The 16279-nt window shown below is 61.6% G+C and carries 14 protein-coding genes; 3 read left to right on the top strand and 11 right to left on the bottom strand.

The window, feature by feature from the left end:
• Nucleotides 1–118 precede the first annotated feature (118 nt).
• The 7 genes from HMPREF3092_RS08420 to HMPREF3092_RS08390 all read right to left on the bottom strand — a co-directional run bounded on the left by HMPREF3092_RS08420 (nucleotide 119) and on the right by HMPREF3092_RS08390 (nucleotide 6504).
• Nucleotides 119–631, bottom strand: coding sequence for a PKD domain-containing protein (locus HMPREF3092_RS08420; RefSeq protein ID WP_070424571.1), 513 nt, complete (start codon nucleotides 629–631; stop codon nucleotides 119–121).
• Nucleotides 632–993: 362 nt separating this feature from the next.
• Nucleotides 994–1632, bottom strand: coding sequence for a hypothetical protein (locus tag HMPREF3092_RS08415; protein WP_070424570.1), 639 nt, complete (start codon nucleotides 1630–1632; stop codon nucleotides 994–996).
• 254 nt (nucleotides 1633–1886) lie between these two features.
• Nucleotides 1887–2114: a DUF3046 domain-containing protein gene (locus tag HMPREF3092_RS08410; RefSeq protein WP_019174892.1), complete on the bottom strand. Its 228-nt coding sequence runs from the start codon at nucleotides 2112–2114 to the stop codon at nucleotides 1887–1889.
• Nucleotides 2115–2124: 10 nt separating this feature from the next.
• Nucleotides 2125–2439, bottom strand: a complete 315-nt coding sequence (locus HMPREF3092_RS08405) for a helix-turn-helix domain-containing protein (protein WP_019174891.1) — start codon at nucleotides 2437–2439, stop codon at nucleotides 2125–2127.
• A 174-nt stretch (nucleotides 2440–2613) separates the two neighbouring features.
• Nucleotides 2614–3159 (bottom strand): CinA family protein, encoded by a 546-nt coding sequence (locus tag HMPREF3092_RS08400; protein ID WP_070424569.1) that lies wholly within the window; start codon nucleotides 3157–3159, stop codon nucleotides 2614–2616.
• Nucleotides 3160–3163: 4 nt separating this feature from the next.
• A complete protein-coding gene (gene pgsA / locus HMPREF3092_RS08395; protein WP_061943557.1) occupies nucleotides 3164–3772 on the bottom strand; it encodes a CDP-diacylglycerol--glycerol-3-phosphate 3-phosphatidyltransferase in 609 nt (202 codons plus the stop codon).
• A 17-nt stretch (nucleotides 3773–3789) separates the two neighbouring features.
• Nucleotides 3790–6504, bottom strand: a complete 2715-nt coding sequence (locus HMPREF3092_RS08390; protein WP_070424599.1) for an FtsK/SpoIIIE family DNA translocase — start codon at nucleotides 6502–6504, stop codon at nucleotides 3790–3792.
• Between the two features lie 218 nt (nucleotides 6505–6722).
• On the opposite strand from HMPREF3092_RS08390, the gene HMPREF3092_RS08385 reads away from it, so the two are divergent.
• Together HMPREF3092_RS08385 and HMPREF3092_RS08380 are read left to right on the top strand one after the other, a co-directional pair.
• Nucleotides 6723–8120, top strand: coding sequence for a uracil-xanthine permease family protein (locus HMPREF3092_RS08385; protein ID WP_070424568.1), 1398 nt, complete (start codon nucleotides 6723–6725; stop codon nucleotides 8118–8120).
• A gap of 509 nt (nucleotides 8121–8629) precedes the next feature.
• The gene (locus HMPREF3092_RS08380; protein WP_070424567.1) at nucleotides 8630–9400 is read left to right on the top strand and encodes a fructosamine kinase family protein; all 771 of its coding nucleotides are present in this window, start codon (nucleotides 8630–8632) and stop codon (nucleotides 9398–9400) included.
• A 131-nt stretch (nucleotides 9401–9531) separates the two neighbouring features.
• Here HMPREF3092_RS08380 and aceB read toward each other — a convergent pair whose 3' ends face one another.
• Together aceB and HMPREF3092_RS08370 are read right to left on the bottom strand one after the other, a co-directional pair.
• Entirely contained in the window at nucleotides 9532–11130 is a 1599-nt protein-coding gene (gene aceB / locus HMPREF3092_RS08375) for a malate synthase A (protein WP_070424566.1), read from the bottom strand.
• Between the two features lie 120 nt (nucleotides 11131–11250).
• Nucleotides 11251–12636: an FAD-binding oxidoreductase gene (locus HMPREF3092_RS08370; protein WP_070424565.1), complete on the bottom strand. Its 1386-nt coding sequence runs from the start codon at nucleotides 12634–12636 to the stop codon at nucleotides 11251–11253.
• A 127-nt stretch (nucleotides 12637–12763) separates the two neighbouring features.
• On the opposite strand from HMPREF3092_RS08370, the gene HMPREF3092_RS08365 reads away from it, so the two are divergent.
• Nucleotides 12764–13492, top strand: coding sequence for an IclR family transcriptional regulator (locus HMPREF3092_RS08365; protein WP_070424564.1), 729 nt, complete (start codon nucleotides 12764–12766; stop codon nucleotides 13490–13492).
• Between the two features lie 114 nt (nucleotides 13493–13606).
• Here the strand turns inward: HMPREF3092_RS08365 and HMPREF3092_RS08360 are convergent, their stop codons facing one another.
• Nucleotides 13607–15307, bottom strand: coding sequence for a ribonuclease J (locus HMPREF3092_RS08360; RefSeq protein ID WP_070424563.1), 1701 nt, complete (start codon nucleotides 15305–15307; stop codon nucleotides 13607–13609).
• Nucleotides 15304–16221, bottom strand: a complete 918-nt coding sequence (gene dapA, locus HMPREF3092_RS08355; protein ID WP_070424562.1) for a 4-hydroxy-tetrahydrodipicolinate synthase — start codon at nucleotides 16219–16221, stop codon at nucleotides 15304–15306. The genes HMPREF3092_RS08360 and dapA overlap by 4 nt, the downstream gene beginning before the upstream one ends.
• Nucleotides 16222–16279: the final 58 nt, after the last annotated feature.

Raw genomic sequence — 16279 nt, 5'->3', positions numbered from 1 at the left:
CCGAACACGTGTTCTATATTGCGCTTCGGCGTGTCTGAACGACGCATCACCGGGAAACATCGCAGAAGTCCCGCAAAAAGCAGAGGGCGCACCGCAGGCGCAGTTGTTTGCGCGAGTCTCAGCGGTTAGCGCGGTTTTCGTCCAAGCAGTTCTGCTTCTTGCAGTGCTCGCCGACCACGTATTTTTCGTAGCGGTATATGGTCACGTCACGCGGCGGGCTCGTCTTTTCGGCTGTTCCTTCAATGTCCGTCCACGGGCCATTGCCCACGCGGAACCTGCCCTCATACTTCACAGTGACTGTCACTTTCACGTGCTCAGCTTCGCTGTACACGTGATAAAAGCCCGCGCGCTCCAAACTCACCGGCTTACGCCACGGCGAATGCGTCCACTTGACTGTTCCGTCACCAAAATCCCACCGCCACGAAACAGGGACTGCTTCGACTGTCACTTCCTGGCCCAACATGGTCAACGTCTTCGTCTGCGTGGTGTCATCCGTCCAAAACGCTGTGCGCTTGCCGGCAACACCCCAACCATCCGGCCATACATGAACCTCCGCGGCAGACAGAGGGACCGACTGGAAGTCTTTCTGCGTCACAACGGGAACAGCCGGTGCAGCCGGCTCACCCTGCACAGGCGCGCGGCCACCTGATGGCCGGCCAGGCTTAGCCGGCTGCCGCGGCTGCTCATACCGAACCCAACACTGACCACCATCGACACTGATCACACGCCCACCACACCGGTTATGCCACCGCACAGGAGGCGGAGACGGCTTCCGCGGACCCGACTTACCCGCCTTTGGCTTGCCGGGACGCTGCTTCGAAGGCCCAGAACCGGGCTTGGACGGGGCAGGCTTATGAGGCGCCGTACCTTTTTCCGTAACCTCGTTGGAGCAATTGATTCCATCCGAGAACGCCGCACACGACGCAGTGTAGGCAGGTGTAGCGATCAACAGGTGCGCTGTCAGGATCAAAAGACTGACTGCAGCGGCAGAAGTTAGGCGCATTTTTTCTGCACGTTTCCGATCTCAACAACGAGCCAATCATCTCCGCGTTTCTCCAGGAAATACCCAGAAACCGAGTTGAAATCTTGCTTCTTCCCGCGCACACGGTCAGAGTTCTCAGTTTCCCACTCGCTGTAATGCATGCACGCCGTAACAAACACTTTGGGGACAGTTGAGTCCAGGTCGCCTACTGTCACATCCGACGCAACCAAATCGTTCTTCGCGAGAAAGCCGTCAGCTTCAGCCTGTTTACGCCCTTGTTCCTGCACTTCCAACAGGTCATCGCCGACCATGCTGTTGTATTTCTCCCAGTAAACTCCGCCGTCTCGGAATGCTCTATTGCCGGCAGCCATGTACTCAGCGAAAAAGACAACGGCTTCGTCGGCCAGCTGTTTGTCATCGTCAGAAAGCTCAAGCCCTTCTTCAACCGTGTATTCCGGAATCTTCGGGGTTGGGTCTTCAGGTTCAGCAAACGGCGAACCAGAAGCAGACTCCCTGGTGCCTTCAGCCTCGGCACTCCCACTGGAACAGCCAGAAAGGACCAAGCACCCGACACACACCGCGGCCGCCAAACGCCGCACCTTTCGCACATGCGAGTTGCCAACCAGAGACTGCAAAGGCAGAGAAAGCATCTTTGATTCCTGTTCGCCACATCTTCGTGTTCTGCTTTCCAGGCTATTGATTGGACAACCGCAAGACCAGACCCATTACAAATCTGTGGACAAAATCCGTCCGGCGCGAAGAAACTGCAGGTCCGCGGCACACCTGACACACAAGGCCAGCGAGCTTGGCCTTCGCATAAATGCAGAAGCGCCGGGCACACAGCCCGGCGCTCAATGCGCTTTACAGCGGTGAACACGTCACCTGAAAACGAAACCTGCCGTTATCAGAAAGGCGTCGACAGTGGTTTGTCTTTGCCCAAACGACGCTCAAAAGGAACCCCCGCGCTTTCGCAGATGGCTTCCCAGATTTCGCGTGGCTCGTAACCAGCGTCAAAGGCTTCAGCTGGTGTGCGGGAACCAAGCGAACTCAGTGCGAGATCGGTGTGCAGCGAACGAGCGCGCATTGAACCGAACTCATCTTCCATGAGCTCCCAGTAAACGGTGTGCTGCATCAGCAGAGAATCAGCGCTGCGGCGCCAGGGCGTCCCCGCCCAGGTAGCTTTCAGACATTTCAGCCGGCACGGTGTCCGGAATTTCGACGCCTTCGGCCAGAGCGATGCGATCGCTGACTTCCCGCAGAACAACTGACAGCGGAACATCAAGAGCAGAGCAAATGGATGCCAGAAGCTCCGACGATGCTTCTTTCTGACCGCGTTCGATTTCGCTGAGGTAACCGAGTGAAACGCGCGCACCCGTCGAAACATCGCGCAGAGTGCGGTTCTGACGGCGGCGCGCCGAGCGCAGAGTGTCGCCGATTTCCGTACGGACGAGAGTCATAGGTGGCCTCCCTCTAGGCGACTCGTAAAAATCTGTTCGTTCATCATCTATCACCAACCACGGCCGGTGAAGATTTGTTCCCCAAGCCTACAGGCCGGCCCTGACTCAAGCACTGATGATCCATTCAGGTTTCAGCGCGCTCACTCTGAAAACCACCGAAAGACCACCGCCGGCTCATTTCACGGCCGCGGCCAGAAGTTCCAAACAGGCATCGACAACCTGACTGCGGATCTGCGCTCGGCTGCCCGAAAAGTCGAACCGCTCAACTCGTCCGCGCCCTTCGCCGTCGCCACGGCCGGCAGAACCGCCACCGGCGCGCCACAGCCCGATATACACGCGGCCGACGGGTTTGCCGTCCTGCGGCTCGGGCCCCGCAACCCCAGTACAGGAAACCCCGAAATCAGCCCCGCAAACCTGAGCGGAACCTCGTGCCATCTGCATAGCGACATCGGGATCAACCGCACCCCGCTCGCTCAGGAGACCAGCATCGACCCCGGCCAAGCTGTTCTTTAATCCGGTCGCGTAGGTGACCAGTCCCCCACGCAGAACTGCCGAGGCACCCGGCACGTCTGCCAGCGAAGCGGCCAGAAGACCTGCCGTCAGGGATTCGCAGGTGGCAACAGTCAGGCCGCGCTGGGTCGCTGCGGCAATGACTTCGCGGGCAGCCGGCCGCGGCTCACCAGCGGCACCAACCTTCTCAACGCCACCAGCAGCACCCACAGTCTCAGCCTGCCTGTTTCAATGCCCGGCTGACATCAACCACGTACTGCATGCCCGACCACAGGGTCTGGACGATCGCGGCAACGAGGATCACCCACGCCACAACCAGCAGCCCCACGGTCAGTCCGGAAATGCCCAGGTGTCCAACCGGAACCACCAGGAGCAGCAGTCCCACGGCCACGGTTTGCAGAACAGTCTTGATCTTGCCGCCCTTCGAAGCCGGGAGCACGATCTTCTTGACCACGATCAGACGCATCACGGTAATGCCGTATTCGCGCACAAGGATGATGACCGGCACCCACCACGGCAGACCGCCGGGTCCGCCGATGATCGCCAGACCGATGAACGCTGCGGACATGAGCGCTTTGTCGGCAATCGGGTCGGCAATTTTGCCGAAGTCGGTGATCAGCCCGTATTTGCGGGCCACCGTGCCGTCAATCCAGTCGGTGATCATCGCCAGGCAGAAGATCCCGAACGCCCACAGTCTCAGGACCGGGTCCTGCCCGCCCTGGGACAGGAGCAGCCACAGGAACAGCGGAACCATGAGGATCCGCAGGACCGTCAAAGCGTTGGGCACATTCCACGAACTGGGTGCCTGTTTCGAAGTTTCCATCATGCTCACTGTATCGCTCAGCGGCCGGTGAGATCCCAAGCGTCCTCGCCGCCGGCTTCCACGACCTCAAGCCCGGTTTCGGCGTCGTAAGTCCGCCCGCTGTCATCCGTGTAGTCGGAATGGCTGAGCGGGTCTGACGAGGTGGAGCTCACCTGGTCCCCTCCTACCCCACCGGGGTTGGTGTCGGCTGGGGCGGCAGGTGCGGTGTCTGCGGGTGCTGATTCTTCTGCAGGCGGAGTTTCGCCCTTGATGTAGGCGAGTGTGGCGGGCAGGTCTTCCGGTTTGACCAGCACGTCGCGAGCTTTCGAACCTTCGGACGGCCCGACGATTCCGCGGGACTCCATGAGGTCCATGAGTCGTCCCGCACGGGCGAAGCCCACACGCAGTTTGCGCTGCAGCATCGAGGTCGAGCCGAACTGGGTTGTGACGACGAGTTCGACGGCCTGCAAAAGGTCGTCCATATCGTCGCCGATCTCTTCGTCGATCTGCTTCTGCGGGGCGGCCTGCTGGACGTCTTCGCGGTAGTTCGGCGACAGCTGGCCCTTGACGTGTTCAACGACCTTTTCGATTTCCGATTCGTTGATCCACGCACCCTGCACGCGCATGGGCCGCGATGCACCCATCGGCAGGAACAGAGCGTCACCCTGGCCGATGAGCTTTTCAGCACCCGGTTGGTCGAGGACCACGCGGGAGTCTGCCAGTGACGAGGTTGCAAACGCCAGGCGGGAAGGCACGTTCGCCTTGATAAGACCGGTGACAACATCAACCGACGGACGCTGGGTGGCAAGCACCAGGTGAATGCCGGCGGCGCGCGCCAGCTGAGTGATGCGCTGAATCGATGCTTCAACATCGCGCGGGGCGACCATCATGAGGTCGGCGAGCTCATCGACAACCACCAGCAGGTACGGGTAGGGCTGAAGCGTGCGCTCCGAGCCGGCAGGCGGCGAGATGCGTCCTTCGCGGACGGCCTTGTTGAATTCGCGCACGTGCTTGAAGCCGAAGTGTGCGAGGTCGTCGTAGCGGGCGTCCATTTCCTTCACAACCCACTCGAGGGCTTCTGCAGCCTTCTTCGGGTTGGTGATGATGGGCGTGATGAGGTGCGGGATGCCGTCGTAGATCGTCAGCTCCACGCGCTTGGGGTCGACGAGGATCATGCGCACGTCATCCGGGGTTGCCCGCATCATGATCGAGGTGATCATGGAGTTGATGAAGCTCGACTTACCGGAGCCGGTGGCACCGGCCACGAGCATGTGCGGCATCTTGGACAGGTCCGCGACAACGAAGCCGCCTTCGACGTCCTTGCCGACACCGACAACCATGGGGTGTTCCGTTTGGCGGGCCGCACCGGAGCGCAGAACGTCGCCGAGCACGACCGTTTCGCGGTCGCTGTTGGGGATTTCGATGCCGATTGCGGACTTGCCTGGGATCGGCGACAGGATCCGCACTTCAGCACTGGCCACCGCGTAGGCGATGTTCTTCGACAGGTTGGTGATCTTCTCAACCTTGGTGCCCGGACCCAGCTCGACTTCGTAGCGGGTAACCGTCGGACCGCGGCTGAAGCCGGTCACTTCGGCGTTGATCTTGAACTCTGCGAAGACATCGCGCAGCGCTGCGACAACACGGTCGTTGGCTTCCGAACGCTCCTTGGCCGGAGGGCCAGCTGAGAGCAGATCAGTGCTGGGCAGCGTGTAGGTAACATCGCCGTCAAGTGACAGCTGGGTGACACGTTCGGGAAGCTCGCCCGTGGGCTGCGGGGCCGGTGTGGACACCGCGGGAACAACGTCTGCCTTCTTGGCAGCACTGGCATCCGCTTCCTCTTCAGCAGCATCGTCCATGCCGAGGCTCTTCTTAAGCTCAGCACGTTCCTTTTCGGCCTTTGTCTGGCGGCGCTGGCCGGGCTTCGGCGCATCGACGTCGAAGACTTCCGTTTCGGCGTCTTCAGCGACAGGTGCGGCAGAAGCACTCGATGCGGGCATAACGGTGGTCTGCTGCTGCGAGGGCGGAGTTTCAGACTCTTCGATGACAGCCTTGTCATAGGCCCGCGACTTCTCGGCATCAGCATCGTCCTGCTTCTTCCGGCCGCGGCGCTTTGCGCCCATCGGCTTGAGCGTCGATGTGCGACGGTCTTCGGCAACGAGGTCAACACTGCCTTCGTCATCATCGTTCGACCGCTGCGAACGTCCACCGGTCAGACGGTCGTAGGCGCCCATGAGGCGCGACGGGATCTCCTGCACCGGGGTTGCCGTGATGACGAGCACCGAGAACAGCCCCAGCAGGATCAGCAGCGGAACCGCAACGTATTCGGTGACAGCAGCCACGAGGGGCGTCGCCAAGAGGAAGCCGATGGCACCTCCCCCGTTGGCCATCGCCTCGTGCGAATTGGCGAAGGTGGGCACCCCGGCATAGATGTGTGCAAGACCGGCAGCGGCGGCGACAAAGCCGATGAGGCCGAAAAGAATGCGGTTGTTGCCGCGTGTGTCGGCACCGCGCATGAACAGGCGCACGGCGTAGCCCACGAAGATGATCGGCAGGGCGAGCGCAACACGACCCGCGGTGCCTTCGACGACAGCGCGCACTGCACCGCCGATGGCTCCGGGGATGTTCCACCATTCGAATGCGGCGACGACGAGGGCTAAGCCGATGAGGAAGAAGCCGGTGCCGTCACGGCGGGTTGGCGATGGGTCGTCGTGGGGTTCTTCTGAGAACACCTTGCGGGTTCGATCGCCTGCCATGCGGGAAACTCCCATCCATGCCCCGGTCACCGGGTTTGCTTTCTTGGGCCCCGCTTCGGGTTCGGCAGGTGCACTGCTCGCGCGCTTCTTGCGCTTACCAGCAGCGGGGGAAGTCGTACTGGTCGCCATGGAACCATAGTAGGCCCGCAGGCGGCCCAGGCCGCGTATTCTGTGGTCTGCGGCGTGTAGCACGCCCACCTGTCAACACGAGGAGAACCATGAACCGCATCTGGTCGCTGCACGGCGATGGCAAGTCTGTATCCCCGGGCGAGGTGGTGCTCCCCAGGGAGCGTCTGACCTGGGGGCGGACGTTCGGGATCGGAGCCCAGCACGTTGTCGCGATGTTCGGTGCGACGTTCCTTGTGCCGCTTCTCACAGGTTTTCCGCCGTCGACGACGCTGTTCTTCACTGCGATCGGCACACTGCTGTTCCTGCTGATCACGCTGGGCAAGATGCCGTCGTATCTCGGCTCGTCTTTTGCGCTGCTGGCACCGATCGGGGCGATCACCGGTTTTGATCCGGAGTCCGGGCTGGGTGTTGATCCCGAGCGTATGGCTCTTGCTCAGGGTGGGATCATCACGACGGGTGTTGCACTGCTGGTGATCGGCGTGATCGTGCACTTTGCCGGTGTGCGCTGGATCGAGGTGACGATGCCGCCGGTGGTCACTGGTGCGATTGTGGCGCTCATCGGCTTCAACCTGGCACCTGCCGCGTGGAACTGGGTGAAGCTCGCACCCGTTACGGCGATGGTGACGATAGGGGCGATTCTGTTCATCACGGTGTTCTTCCGCGGCATCATCGGCAGGCTTTCGATCCTATTCGGTGTGGCGGCCGGCTACATCACCGCAGTTCTCCGAGGCGAAGTGGACTTCTCTGCCATCGGCGAGGCTTCATGGGTGGGCCTGCCCGCCTTCCACGCACCGGCCTTTGATGCATCGCACCTGGGTCTGTTCATTCCTGTGGTGTTCGTTCTGGTGGCTGAGAACATCGGCCACGTGAAGTCCGTGTCCGCTATGACCGGCCAGAACCTCGATCCCATTACAGGACGCGCTCTCATCGCCGACGGTCTTTCGACCGCCCTGGCTGGTTCCGGAGGTGGTTCCGGTACGACGACGTATGCGGAGAACATCGGCGTTATGGCTGCAACTCGCGTGTATTCGACGGCGGCCTACATGTTTGCCGCCCTGTGTGCGCTGGCACTGTCGATGACGCCGAAGTTCGGTGCGGCCATTGCCACCATCCCGCCGGGCGTTCTCGGCGGTGCGGCCACTGTTCTCTACGGCATGATCGGCATGCTCGGCATTCGCATTTGGGTGCAGAACCGCGTGGACTTCTCTGATCCGGTCAACCTCAACACGGCAGCAGTTGCCATGATTACCGCAATTGCCAACTACACGTGGGCTCCGGCGGGCATGCGCTTTGAGGGCATCGCCATCGGCACCGCGTGTGCCATCGGCATCTACCACCTCATGCGGACCATCGCGAAGATCCGAGGCACGAGCCACGAATCCGCAAGCCCCGCCTCGGCCCCGGCCGGCAAAGAGGCCGGAATCAATGTGCCGCGCACCAAGGGGCACCAAGACTGGCCAGACAGACCCGCAGGCAAAACCAGCTGAGAGTCCGCGACGCTATCGTGGTCATACGACCAACGTGAAGCACCGACGGTGATAGATGAATGCTAGGGGTACGGCTTTGAGCTTCCACCGAATTGCGATTGCAGTGGGCATCTTGATCAGTGCCACAGCCTGCTTTTGCTATTATTCTAATTTTCCATTCGGACCCTATGGCCCACGCGAATATAATCAATATTATGTAGGGGTCACAACTGTTCCTGCTATCGTCGCCGCCAGTTTTATTATTGCGACGAGGGCCATGCGGACAATGTGGGCTGTGATTCTGTCAGTGCTCTTGTTCACTGTGCTCTGCACGCTGGTTGGAATGGCTCTTTATCCTTCTGGCCCGAAATGGTCAATAGAGAGCGTCGTTATCACTCTTCTTTATATTGTTTTGCCCACCACAGCATCCGCCACACTCATTTACGCTATAGCGGCCGTAGCCAGATGGCTCTACATCAAAATCCGCGGCAGCAGGTCGAGGTCATGAGGCTGCTCCTACACTGAAGTACATGGCCTTCACCAAACAGCGCGCTGGTGCTCCCACTGGCTTTTTCCAAGCTGAAGCTGCCGGTCTGCGATGGCTTGCTGAACCCGGGGTCATTCCGGTGGTTCGGGTCCTCGGCGTGGCCGATGACCGGCTCGAGCTGGAACGGCTGGACCCTGCCCCCTCGACTCCCGAGGCGGCGCGCACTTTTGGTGCGCAGCTGGCCCGCCTGCACAGCTCAGGCGCACCGGGGTTCGGTTGGGCGCCCCGCTCCCCCGCCTACTTCGGTCCCCTGAGTCAGCCGTTCGAGGTGCCGGCGGCACCTCGTGAGTCTTTCGGTGAGTTCTGGGCTGAGGACCGTCTGCGCCCGCTTTTGGAGCGCGCTCGCGGGCAGTTGGGAGCCCGCGGTGCGGCTGCGGTTGAAGAAGCAGTCGACCTCATCGCAGAAGGCGCCTACAACGGCATTGCCGGCGGGCCGGCAGAAGAACCAGCACGCGTCCACGGCGACCTGTGGAGCGGCAACGTCATGTGGACGGCAGACGGTGCGGTGCTCATCGACCCGGCCGCCCACGGCGGTCACCGATTAGAAGATCTGGCGATGCTCGCCATGTTCGGCGCTCCGCACCTGGGCGAAATCTACGCCGGCTATGAGTCCGAACACCCCATGCCGAGCGGCTGGCGTGACGATATTCCCGCACACCAGCTGTTCGGCCTTCTGGCCCACGTTCACCTGTTCGGATCGATGTACACGCCAGACACTGTGTCAGCCGCTGAAGAGGTTCTGCGCGGCAGGTGACTGCCTTTGGGCGGCTGCTCTGCGTCAGCTGCCCACTGACCGCTGCCAGAACGCACTGAGGCCCCCGCGAACACTTCGCGGGGGCCTCAGTGTTGAGCTTCGGGAGGAGGATCCTTCAGCTCAGGTTTCCATCAGCCCAGCAGCTCATAAGCCGGCAGGGTGAGGAAGTCGTGGTATTCGTCGTCCAGCGCCATTTCGGTGAAGAGCTTGGCTGCCTGCTCGAGGTTGTCACCGGAGAGCTTCGCGGTTTCTTCGTCAATGAGCTTCTGCACGAAGTCCTTCGTGATCTGCTCACCCGTGTCGTCCAGCTTCACGCCTTCCTTGACCCACTGCCACACCTGGCTGCGGGAGATCTCAGCGGTCGCGGCGTCCTCCATCAGACCGTTGATGGCAGCGGCACCGTTGCCGTTGAGCCACGACTGGACGTACTGGATGCCCACCGAAATGTTGGTGCGCAGGCCGCCTTCCGTGATCTGGCCGGGGGTGTCCTTCACACTGAGGAGGTCGGCTGCGGTGACGGTGACGTCTTCGCGCTTCTTGTCGATCTGGTTGGGGCGGTCACCCAGAACCTTGGTGAAAGCTTCCTTGCAGGTTTCGACCATGCCGGGGTGGGCAACCCACGAACCGTCGAAGCCGTCGCCGGCTTCACGCGACTTGTCGTTCGTGACCTTGTCGTATGCCTTCTTGTTGGCTTCTTCGTCCTTCGAGGGGATGAATGCCGACATACCGCCGATGGCGTGTGCACCGCGCTTGTGGCAAGTGCGCACCAGAAGTTCGGTGTAGGCGCGCATGAACGGAACGGTCATGGTCACCTGAGCGCGGTCCGGGGTGATCCAGTCTTCGCCCTTGTTCCGGTGGGTCTTGATGACCGAGAAGATGTAGTCCCAACGGCCTGCGTTGAGCCCCGAGGAGTGTTCGCGCAGTTCGTAGAGGATCTCTTCCATTTCGAACGCCGCCGGGTAGGTTTCGATGAGGCAGGTGGCGCGGATGGTGCCGCGCGGAACGCCGAGGGCTTCCTGAGCGTCAACGAAGATGTTGTTCCACAGGCGGGCTTCCAGGTGCGATTCCATCTTCGGCAGGTAGAAGTAGGGGCCGCGGCCCTTTTCAATCTGCTTGCGGCCGGCACTTGCGAAGTACAGCACGAAGTCGACGATCGAACCGGAGACAGGAGTGCCGTCAACGAGGATGTGCTTTTCGGTCATGTGCCAGCCGCGGGGGCGCACGATGATTGTGGGCAGCTCTTCGTCGGGACGCAGCTTGTATTCCTTGCCGGTTTCTTCGGCAACGAAGTCGATTTCGCGGTTGGTTGCGTCAAGCAGGTTGATCTGTCCGCCGATGACGGAGTCCCACGCGGGAGTGTTGGCGTCTTCCTGGTCTGCCAGCCACGCCTTGGCGCCGGAGTTGAGCGCGTTGATCGTCATCTTGCGGTACGTGGGGCCGGTGACCTCAACACGGCGGTCTTCCAGGCCGGGGGCAGGAGGCGCCACCTGCCAGGTCTCGTCTTCGCGGATGGCCTTGGTCTCTTCGAGGAAGTCGAGTTCGCCGCCTTCGTCGAGGAACTTCTGGCGTTCGACGCGCGCGGCCAGGCGGTCCTGGCGTTCGCCTTCGTACTTGCGGTGCAGGTCGGCGATGAGCTGCAGGGCCTCAGCGGTGAGGACCTTGGAGTATTCGGGCTTGAGCTCAGCGGTGATTTCCATGCCTTCGGGCAGCTGCAGTTCGGCAGTGGTCATTGTCTGTCTCCTATTCGTGTGATTTCACATTGTGAAATCTTTGATTCACACATTGAAAGATTAGACGGAAAAGCCGGCTGGAGTCAATAGCTGCCCCAGCCGGCTTCCGCATTGCCATAGTCAGGCGCTGGGCTTAGCGTGCGGGCCCACGACGACCATCGTTCCGGGGTTGAGGATGCCCTGGGGGTCCAAGGCTTTCTTGATGCGCTCGTTGAGTTCGTAGACGTCCTCGCCCAGGTAGTCCTTCAGCCAGGGCTGCTTGAGCTTGCCAACACCGTGCTCGCCGGTGATGGTTCCGCCCAGGTTGATGGCGAGGCTCATGACCTCGCCGTAGGCCTTATTGGCACGCTCTTCTTCGCCCTCAACGGTGGGGTCGAAGACGACGAGCGGGTGGGTGTTGCCGTCGCCGGCATGAGCCATAACGGGAATGCGCACGCCGTTGCGCTCTGCGATTTCCGCAATGCCCACCACGAGGTCACCCAGCTTGGGAATGGGAACGCCGACGTCCTCCAGAAGGATGGAGCCGGTCTTCTCGATGGCGGGAATCGCGTGGCGACGGGCAAAGGCGAACTGCTCACCCTCATCTGGGTCGGTTGTCGACAGGCATTCGGTAGCACCGGCCGCGTTGCAGATGTCTTCCATCCGCTGCATTTCGGATGCCGCAAACTCTGCCGGTTCGTCCGACTGGATGATGAGCATGGCCGCCGCAGTGCGATCCAGGCCCATGCGCAGGTCGTCTTCAACGGCGTTGATGGTCGGGTTGTCCATGAATTCGAGCATTGAGGGCCGCATGCTGCGAGTGATGTCGAGGACAGCCTTCGAGGAGCACTCAAGACTCGGGAAGATCGCCACGAGGGTCGACGGGGTGCGCTGCTGCGGCACCAGACGCAGGGTGATCTCGACGACGATGCCGAGCGCACCTTCCGAACCGATGAACAGCTTGGTCAGCGAGAACCCTGCCACATCCTTGACGCGGGGGCCGCCCAGCGTGATGAGCTTGCCGTCAGCCAGCACCACCTTCAGCCCAAGCACGTAGTCCGTTGTGACGCCGTACTTCACGCAGCACAGACCACCGGCATTGGTCGAAATGTTGCCGCCGATCGAGCAGAATTCGCGCGAAGCCGGGTCCGGCGGATACCACAGCCCCTCAGCCTGAGCTGCCGCGTTGACTTCACCGTTGTACGCACCGGGCTGCACGACAGCGGTGCGGGTTGCGACGTCGATCGTGATGTCGCGCATTTTGTCCAAAGAAATGACAATCGCGCCGTCCTGCGCAGTGGAGCCGCCCGACAGACCCGAACCGGCGCCTCGGGGAATGACGGGGACATCGTGCTTCGCCGCCCAACGCACCGCAGTCTGCACGTGCTCAGCGCTGCGCGCTCGCACAACGGCCAACGGCATGCCGGCATTGGGGTCGTTCGCACGGTCGCGACGGTACGCCTCCATCTGGTCGGGATTGACGGTGACAACACCCTCGGGCAGGGAGGAGATCAGTTCTTCGAGCATTTGCCCACCTTTTGCGTATCAACGGCAAGGTACAGAAATGAATTTTCATTTCCATCTAGTGAAATTAGTATACTACCCTAGATGTGTTCTACGTCGCATTGTCACGTGTGTGCAATCAGGAGGCGAAGTGGCACCGACATCGCGAGTTCAATCAGTCGACCGCACCCTCGACGTCCTCGAGGCGCTCGGCTCCATGGGCGGGGCTGCCCGCTCCATCGACATTGCAGAGCAGCTGGGTCTTCCGGCCCCGACGGTCCACCGCATTCTGGCGACCCTGTCCGCCCGCGGCTACGTGGGGCAGCTCCCCGACAAACGCTACTCCCTAGGAGCGGCCCTCATCCGCCTGGGCGCGCAGGCGGCCTCGCAGGTCGGCTATGATCTGCAGCCCATTCTCGACGAACTCGCGGGCAAACTCGGCGAAACCGTCAACCTCGCGTTTATGCAGGGCACAACCATGACCTACGTCGCCCAGGCGGCATCCCGCCGATCCATGCGCATGTTCACAGAAGTCGGCGCACGCGTGCCCATGCACAGCTCCGGCGTGGGCAAAGCAACGCTTGCCCACCTGCCTTCCGGTGAGGTCGATGCGATACTCGCCTCCACCTCGTCAATTGATGCCCCGGCGCTGCGAGCCGAACTGGAGCTCAGCCGGGAACGCGGTTTCGCCCTTGATGACGAAGAACAGGAAATCGGCGTACGCTGCCTGGCAGTGCACGTGTCCGGCGCGCCCGTGCCCGCGGCGCTGTCGACATCATCACCGACCTCGCGTCTGACAGAAGACGTCTACGATTCCTTCGCCGAGGAACTGCACGCCGCAGCGGCAAAGCTGACCGCGGTGTGGGAGGCCCGCACCTAAGCCGTCCGGCCTCAAACGGCGCACACACAGCCCGCAGACACAAGGCTGGGCGAGGGCTCTCCCCTCGCCCAGCCTTTCAAGTTCTCGGAGTCAGCGCCTTAGCAGCTCCGACGCTCAGTCTTCGTCGCCGACAAGAACAACCATCGGCACGATCATCGGACCGCGACGCAGCTTGGTCGACAGCCACCTGCCGATGGTGCGGCGAATGATCTGCTGCAGGCGGTGCTGGTTCTTCACACCGTCATCGAGCGCGTCTTCGACAGCCTTGGTGATCTTCGGCTTAATGGTGTCGAACACGCGGTCGTGCTCTGCAACACCGCGCGTGTGGATTTCCGGTCCGGCAACGATCTCGCGGTTCTTCACGTCGATCGTCATGAAGATCGACACGAAGCCTTCGCCAGCCAGCACGCGACGGTCGCGCAGATCGTCTTCCGTGACGTAGCCGACCGACTTGCCGTCGACGAAAACGTATTCGCACGGCACAGCTCCGACAATCGAAGCCTGCCCGTCCTTGAGGTCGACAACCCAGCCGTCGTCGGCGACGACGACCTTTTCCTTGGGCACACCGGTTTCCATTGCCAGCTTCGCGTTGGCGAGCATGTGGCGCCACTCGCCGTGAACCGGCATAACACCCTTGGGCCCCACAATGTTGTAGGCGTACAGAAGCTCACCGGCCGATGCGTGGCCGGACACGTGCACCGCGGCATTGCCCTTGTGGATCACGGTTGCACCTAGGCGCATAAGGCCGTTGATCACGCGGGACACCGAGTTTTCATTCCCCGGGATGAGCGAACTTGCCAGGATGACGGTGTCGCCCTCGGTCAGATCGATCTGGTGGGTGCCGTTGGCCATACGCGACAACGCCGCCATGGGCTCGCCCTGCGAACCGGTGCACATGAGCACAACCTGGTCTTCGGGGAGGTCTTCGACCTGTTTGATGTCGATGATCGAACCCGCTGGAGCCTGAAGGTAGCCCAGTTCCTGGGCGATCTTCATGTTCCGGACCATGGACCGGCCGACAAACGCCACCTTGCGTCCGTGGGCGACAGCGGCTTCTAGAACCTGCTGCACACGGTGGACGTGGGATGCGAAGGACGCGACGATCACACGGCGCGAGGCGTGGCTGAACTGCTGTTCAAGCACCCGCCCGATGTTGCGCTCATGGGCTGTGAAGCCGGGAACTTCCGCGTTGGTGGAGTCCGTCAGGAAGAGGTCGACGCCTTCTTCTCCGACACGGGCGAAAGAGCGCAGGTCCGTAATCCGGCCGTCCAGGGGCAGCTGGTCCATTTTGAAGTCACCCGTGTGCAGGATGGTTCCCGCATTCGTGCGCAGGAAAATGGCCAGAGCATCCGGAATGGAGTGGTTGACGGCAATGAACTCGAGGTCGAACGGACCGAGCTTTTCGCGGTCGCCTTCCGACACGACTTTCGTCTTGGCCCGCACGCGGTGCTCTTTGAGCTTCGGTTCGACAAGAGCCAGGGTCAGGGTTGAACCGAGAACCGGGACGTCGCGGCCCAGTTTGCGCAGCAGGTAGGGCACAGCGCCGATGTGGTCTTCGTGGCCGTGGGTCAGCGCAATGCCGACAACGTCTTTTTCGCGCCCGTCAAGGTACGAAAAGTCCGGCAGGATGAGGTCGACTCCCGGCTGTTCTTCTTCGGGAAAGAGCACACCGGCATCGATGATGAGCAGTTTGCCTTCGGTCTCGAAGACCGTCATGTTGCGCCCGACTTCACCGAGACCGCCAAGAGCGACGATCCGCAGGGCGTTGGGGTCGACCTTCGGGGGTGTTCCGAGGTCGGTTGGCAGTTCAATCACTGAAGAAAACCGTGTCCTTCCAATGTTCGGCGCAGGAAGTCGACCTGGTCCGCCGTGGCCGGCAGAAGAGGCATGCGAACTGCGCGGGAGGGAATCACGCCCATGAGCTCAAGGCAGGCCTTGGCGGCAACCACTCCGGGCATGTGATTCATGATTGCATCGACCGCAGGAGCAAGGTCCAGGGCCAGGCGGCGAGCCGCGGCGATGTCATTCGCAGCGACCAAATCCACCATTTCAGACAGGGGGCGGGCAATGACGTGCGCCGCAACCGAAACCACGCCTACGGCACCGGAGGCCAGCAGCGGCAGGTTGAGGGCGTCTTCGCCCGAGTAGTACACAAGATCAGTGCTGCCCATGACCTCGATCGTCGATGCGAGGTCGCCCTTGGCATCTTTGACCGCGAGGATCGTGGGGCACTCGGCCAGTTCGATGAGTGTTTCCTTTTCGATCGGCACACCCGATCGGCCGGGAATGTCGTAGAGCATGACCGGCAGGTCCGAAGCGCCGGCTATTGCCCGCATGTGTTCGGCAATGGCCGCCTGCGACGGTTTGGAGTAGTAGGGCGTGACGGCCAGAAGTCCATCGGCGCCGGCTTCGACCGCCTGTTCGACATTCGCAATCGAGGTGCGCGTGTCGTTTGTGCCGATGCCCGCAACGACGCGGACGTTTTCCGGCACGGCTTCTTTCACGGCGCGCAGAAGGTCGCCCTTTTCTTCAAATGACGTTGTCGGTGATTCACCGGTGGTGCCGGAGACGACGAGCATGTCGTTGCCCGTGGCCACCAGGTGCTTGGCAACAGCCTGCACCGCATCGAAGTCGACGTCATCACCCTTGAAGGGCGTCACCATCGCCGTACCGACGCGACCGAAAGCTGCGATCGCTTCCGCTGCCTGTGAATCTCCCTGAATAGCCATGCCCCTACTGTACCGTCAGCAGGTGTCGAAGTGGCCCGTGACCACGGTCGACCCGTGG

This window comes from Brevibacterium sp. HMSC24B04 (assembly GCF_001806835.1).
Taxonomy (GTDB): domain Bacteria; phylum Actinomycetota; class Actinomycetes; order Actinomycetales; family Brevibacteriaceae; genus Brevibacterium; species Brevibacterium ravenspurgense.
This window is presented reverse-complemented; position numbering and strand designations above follow the sequence as displayed.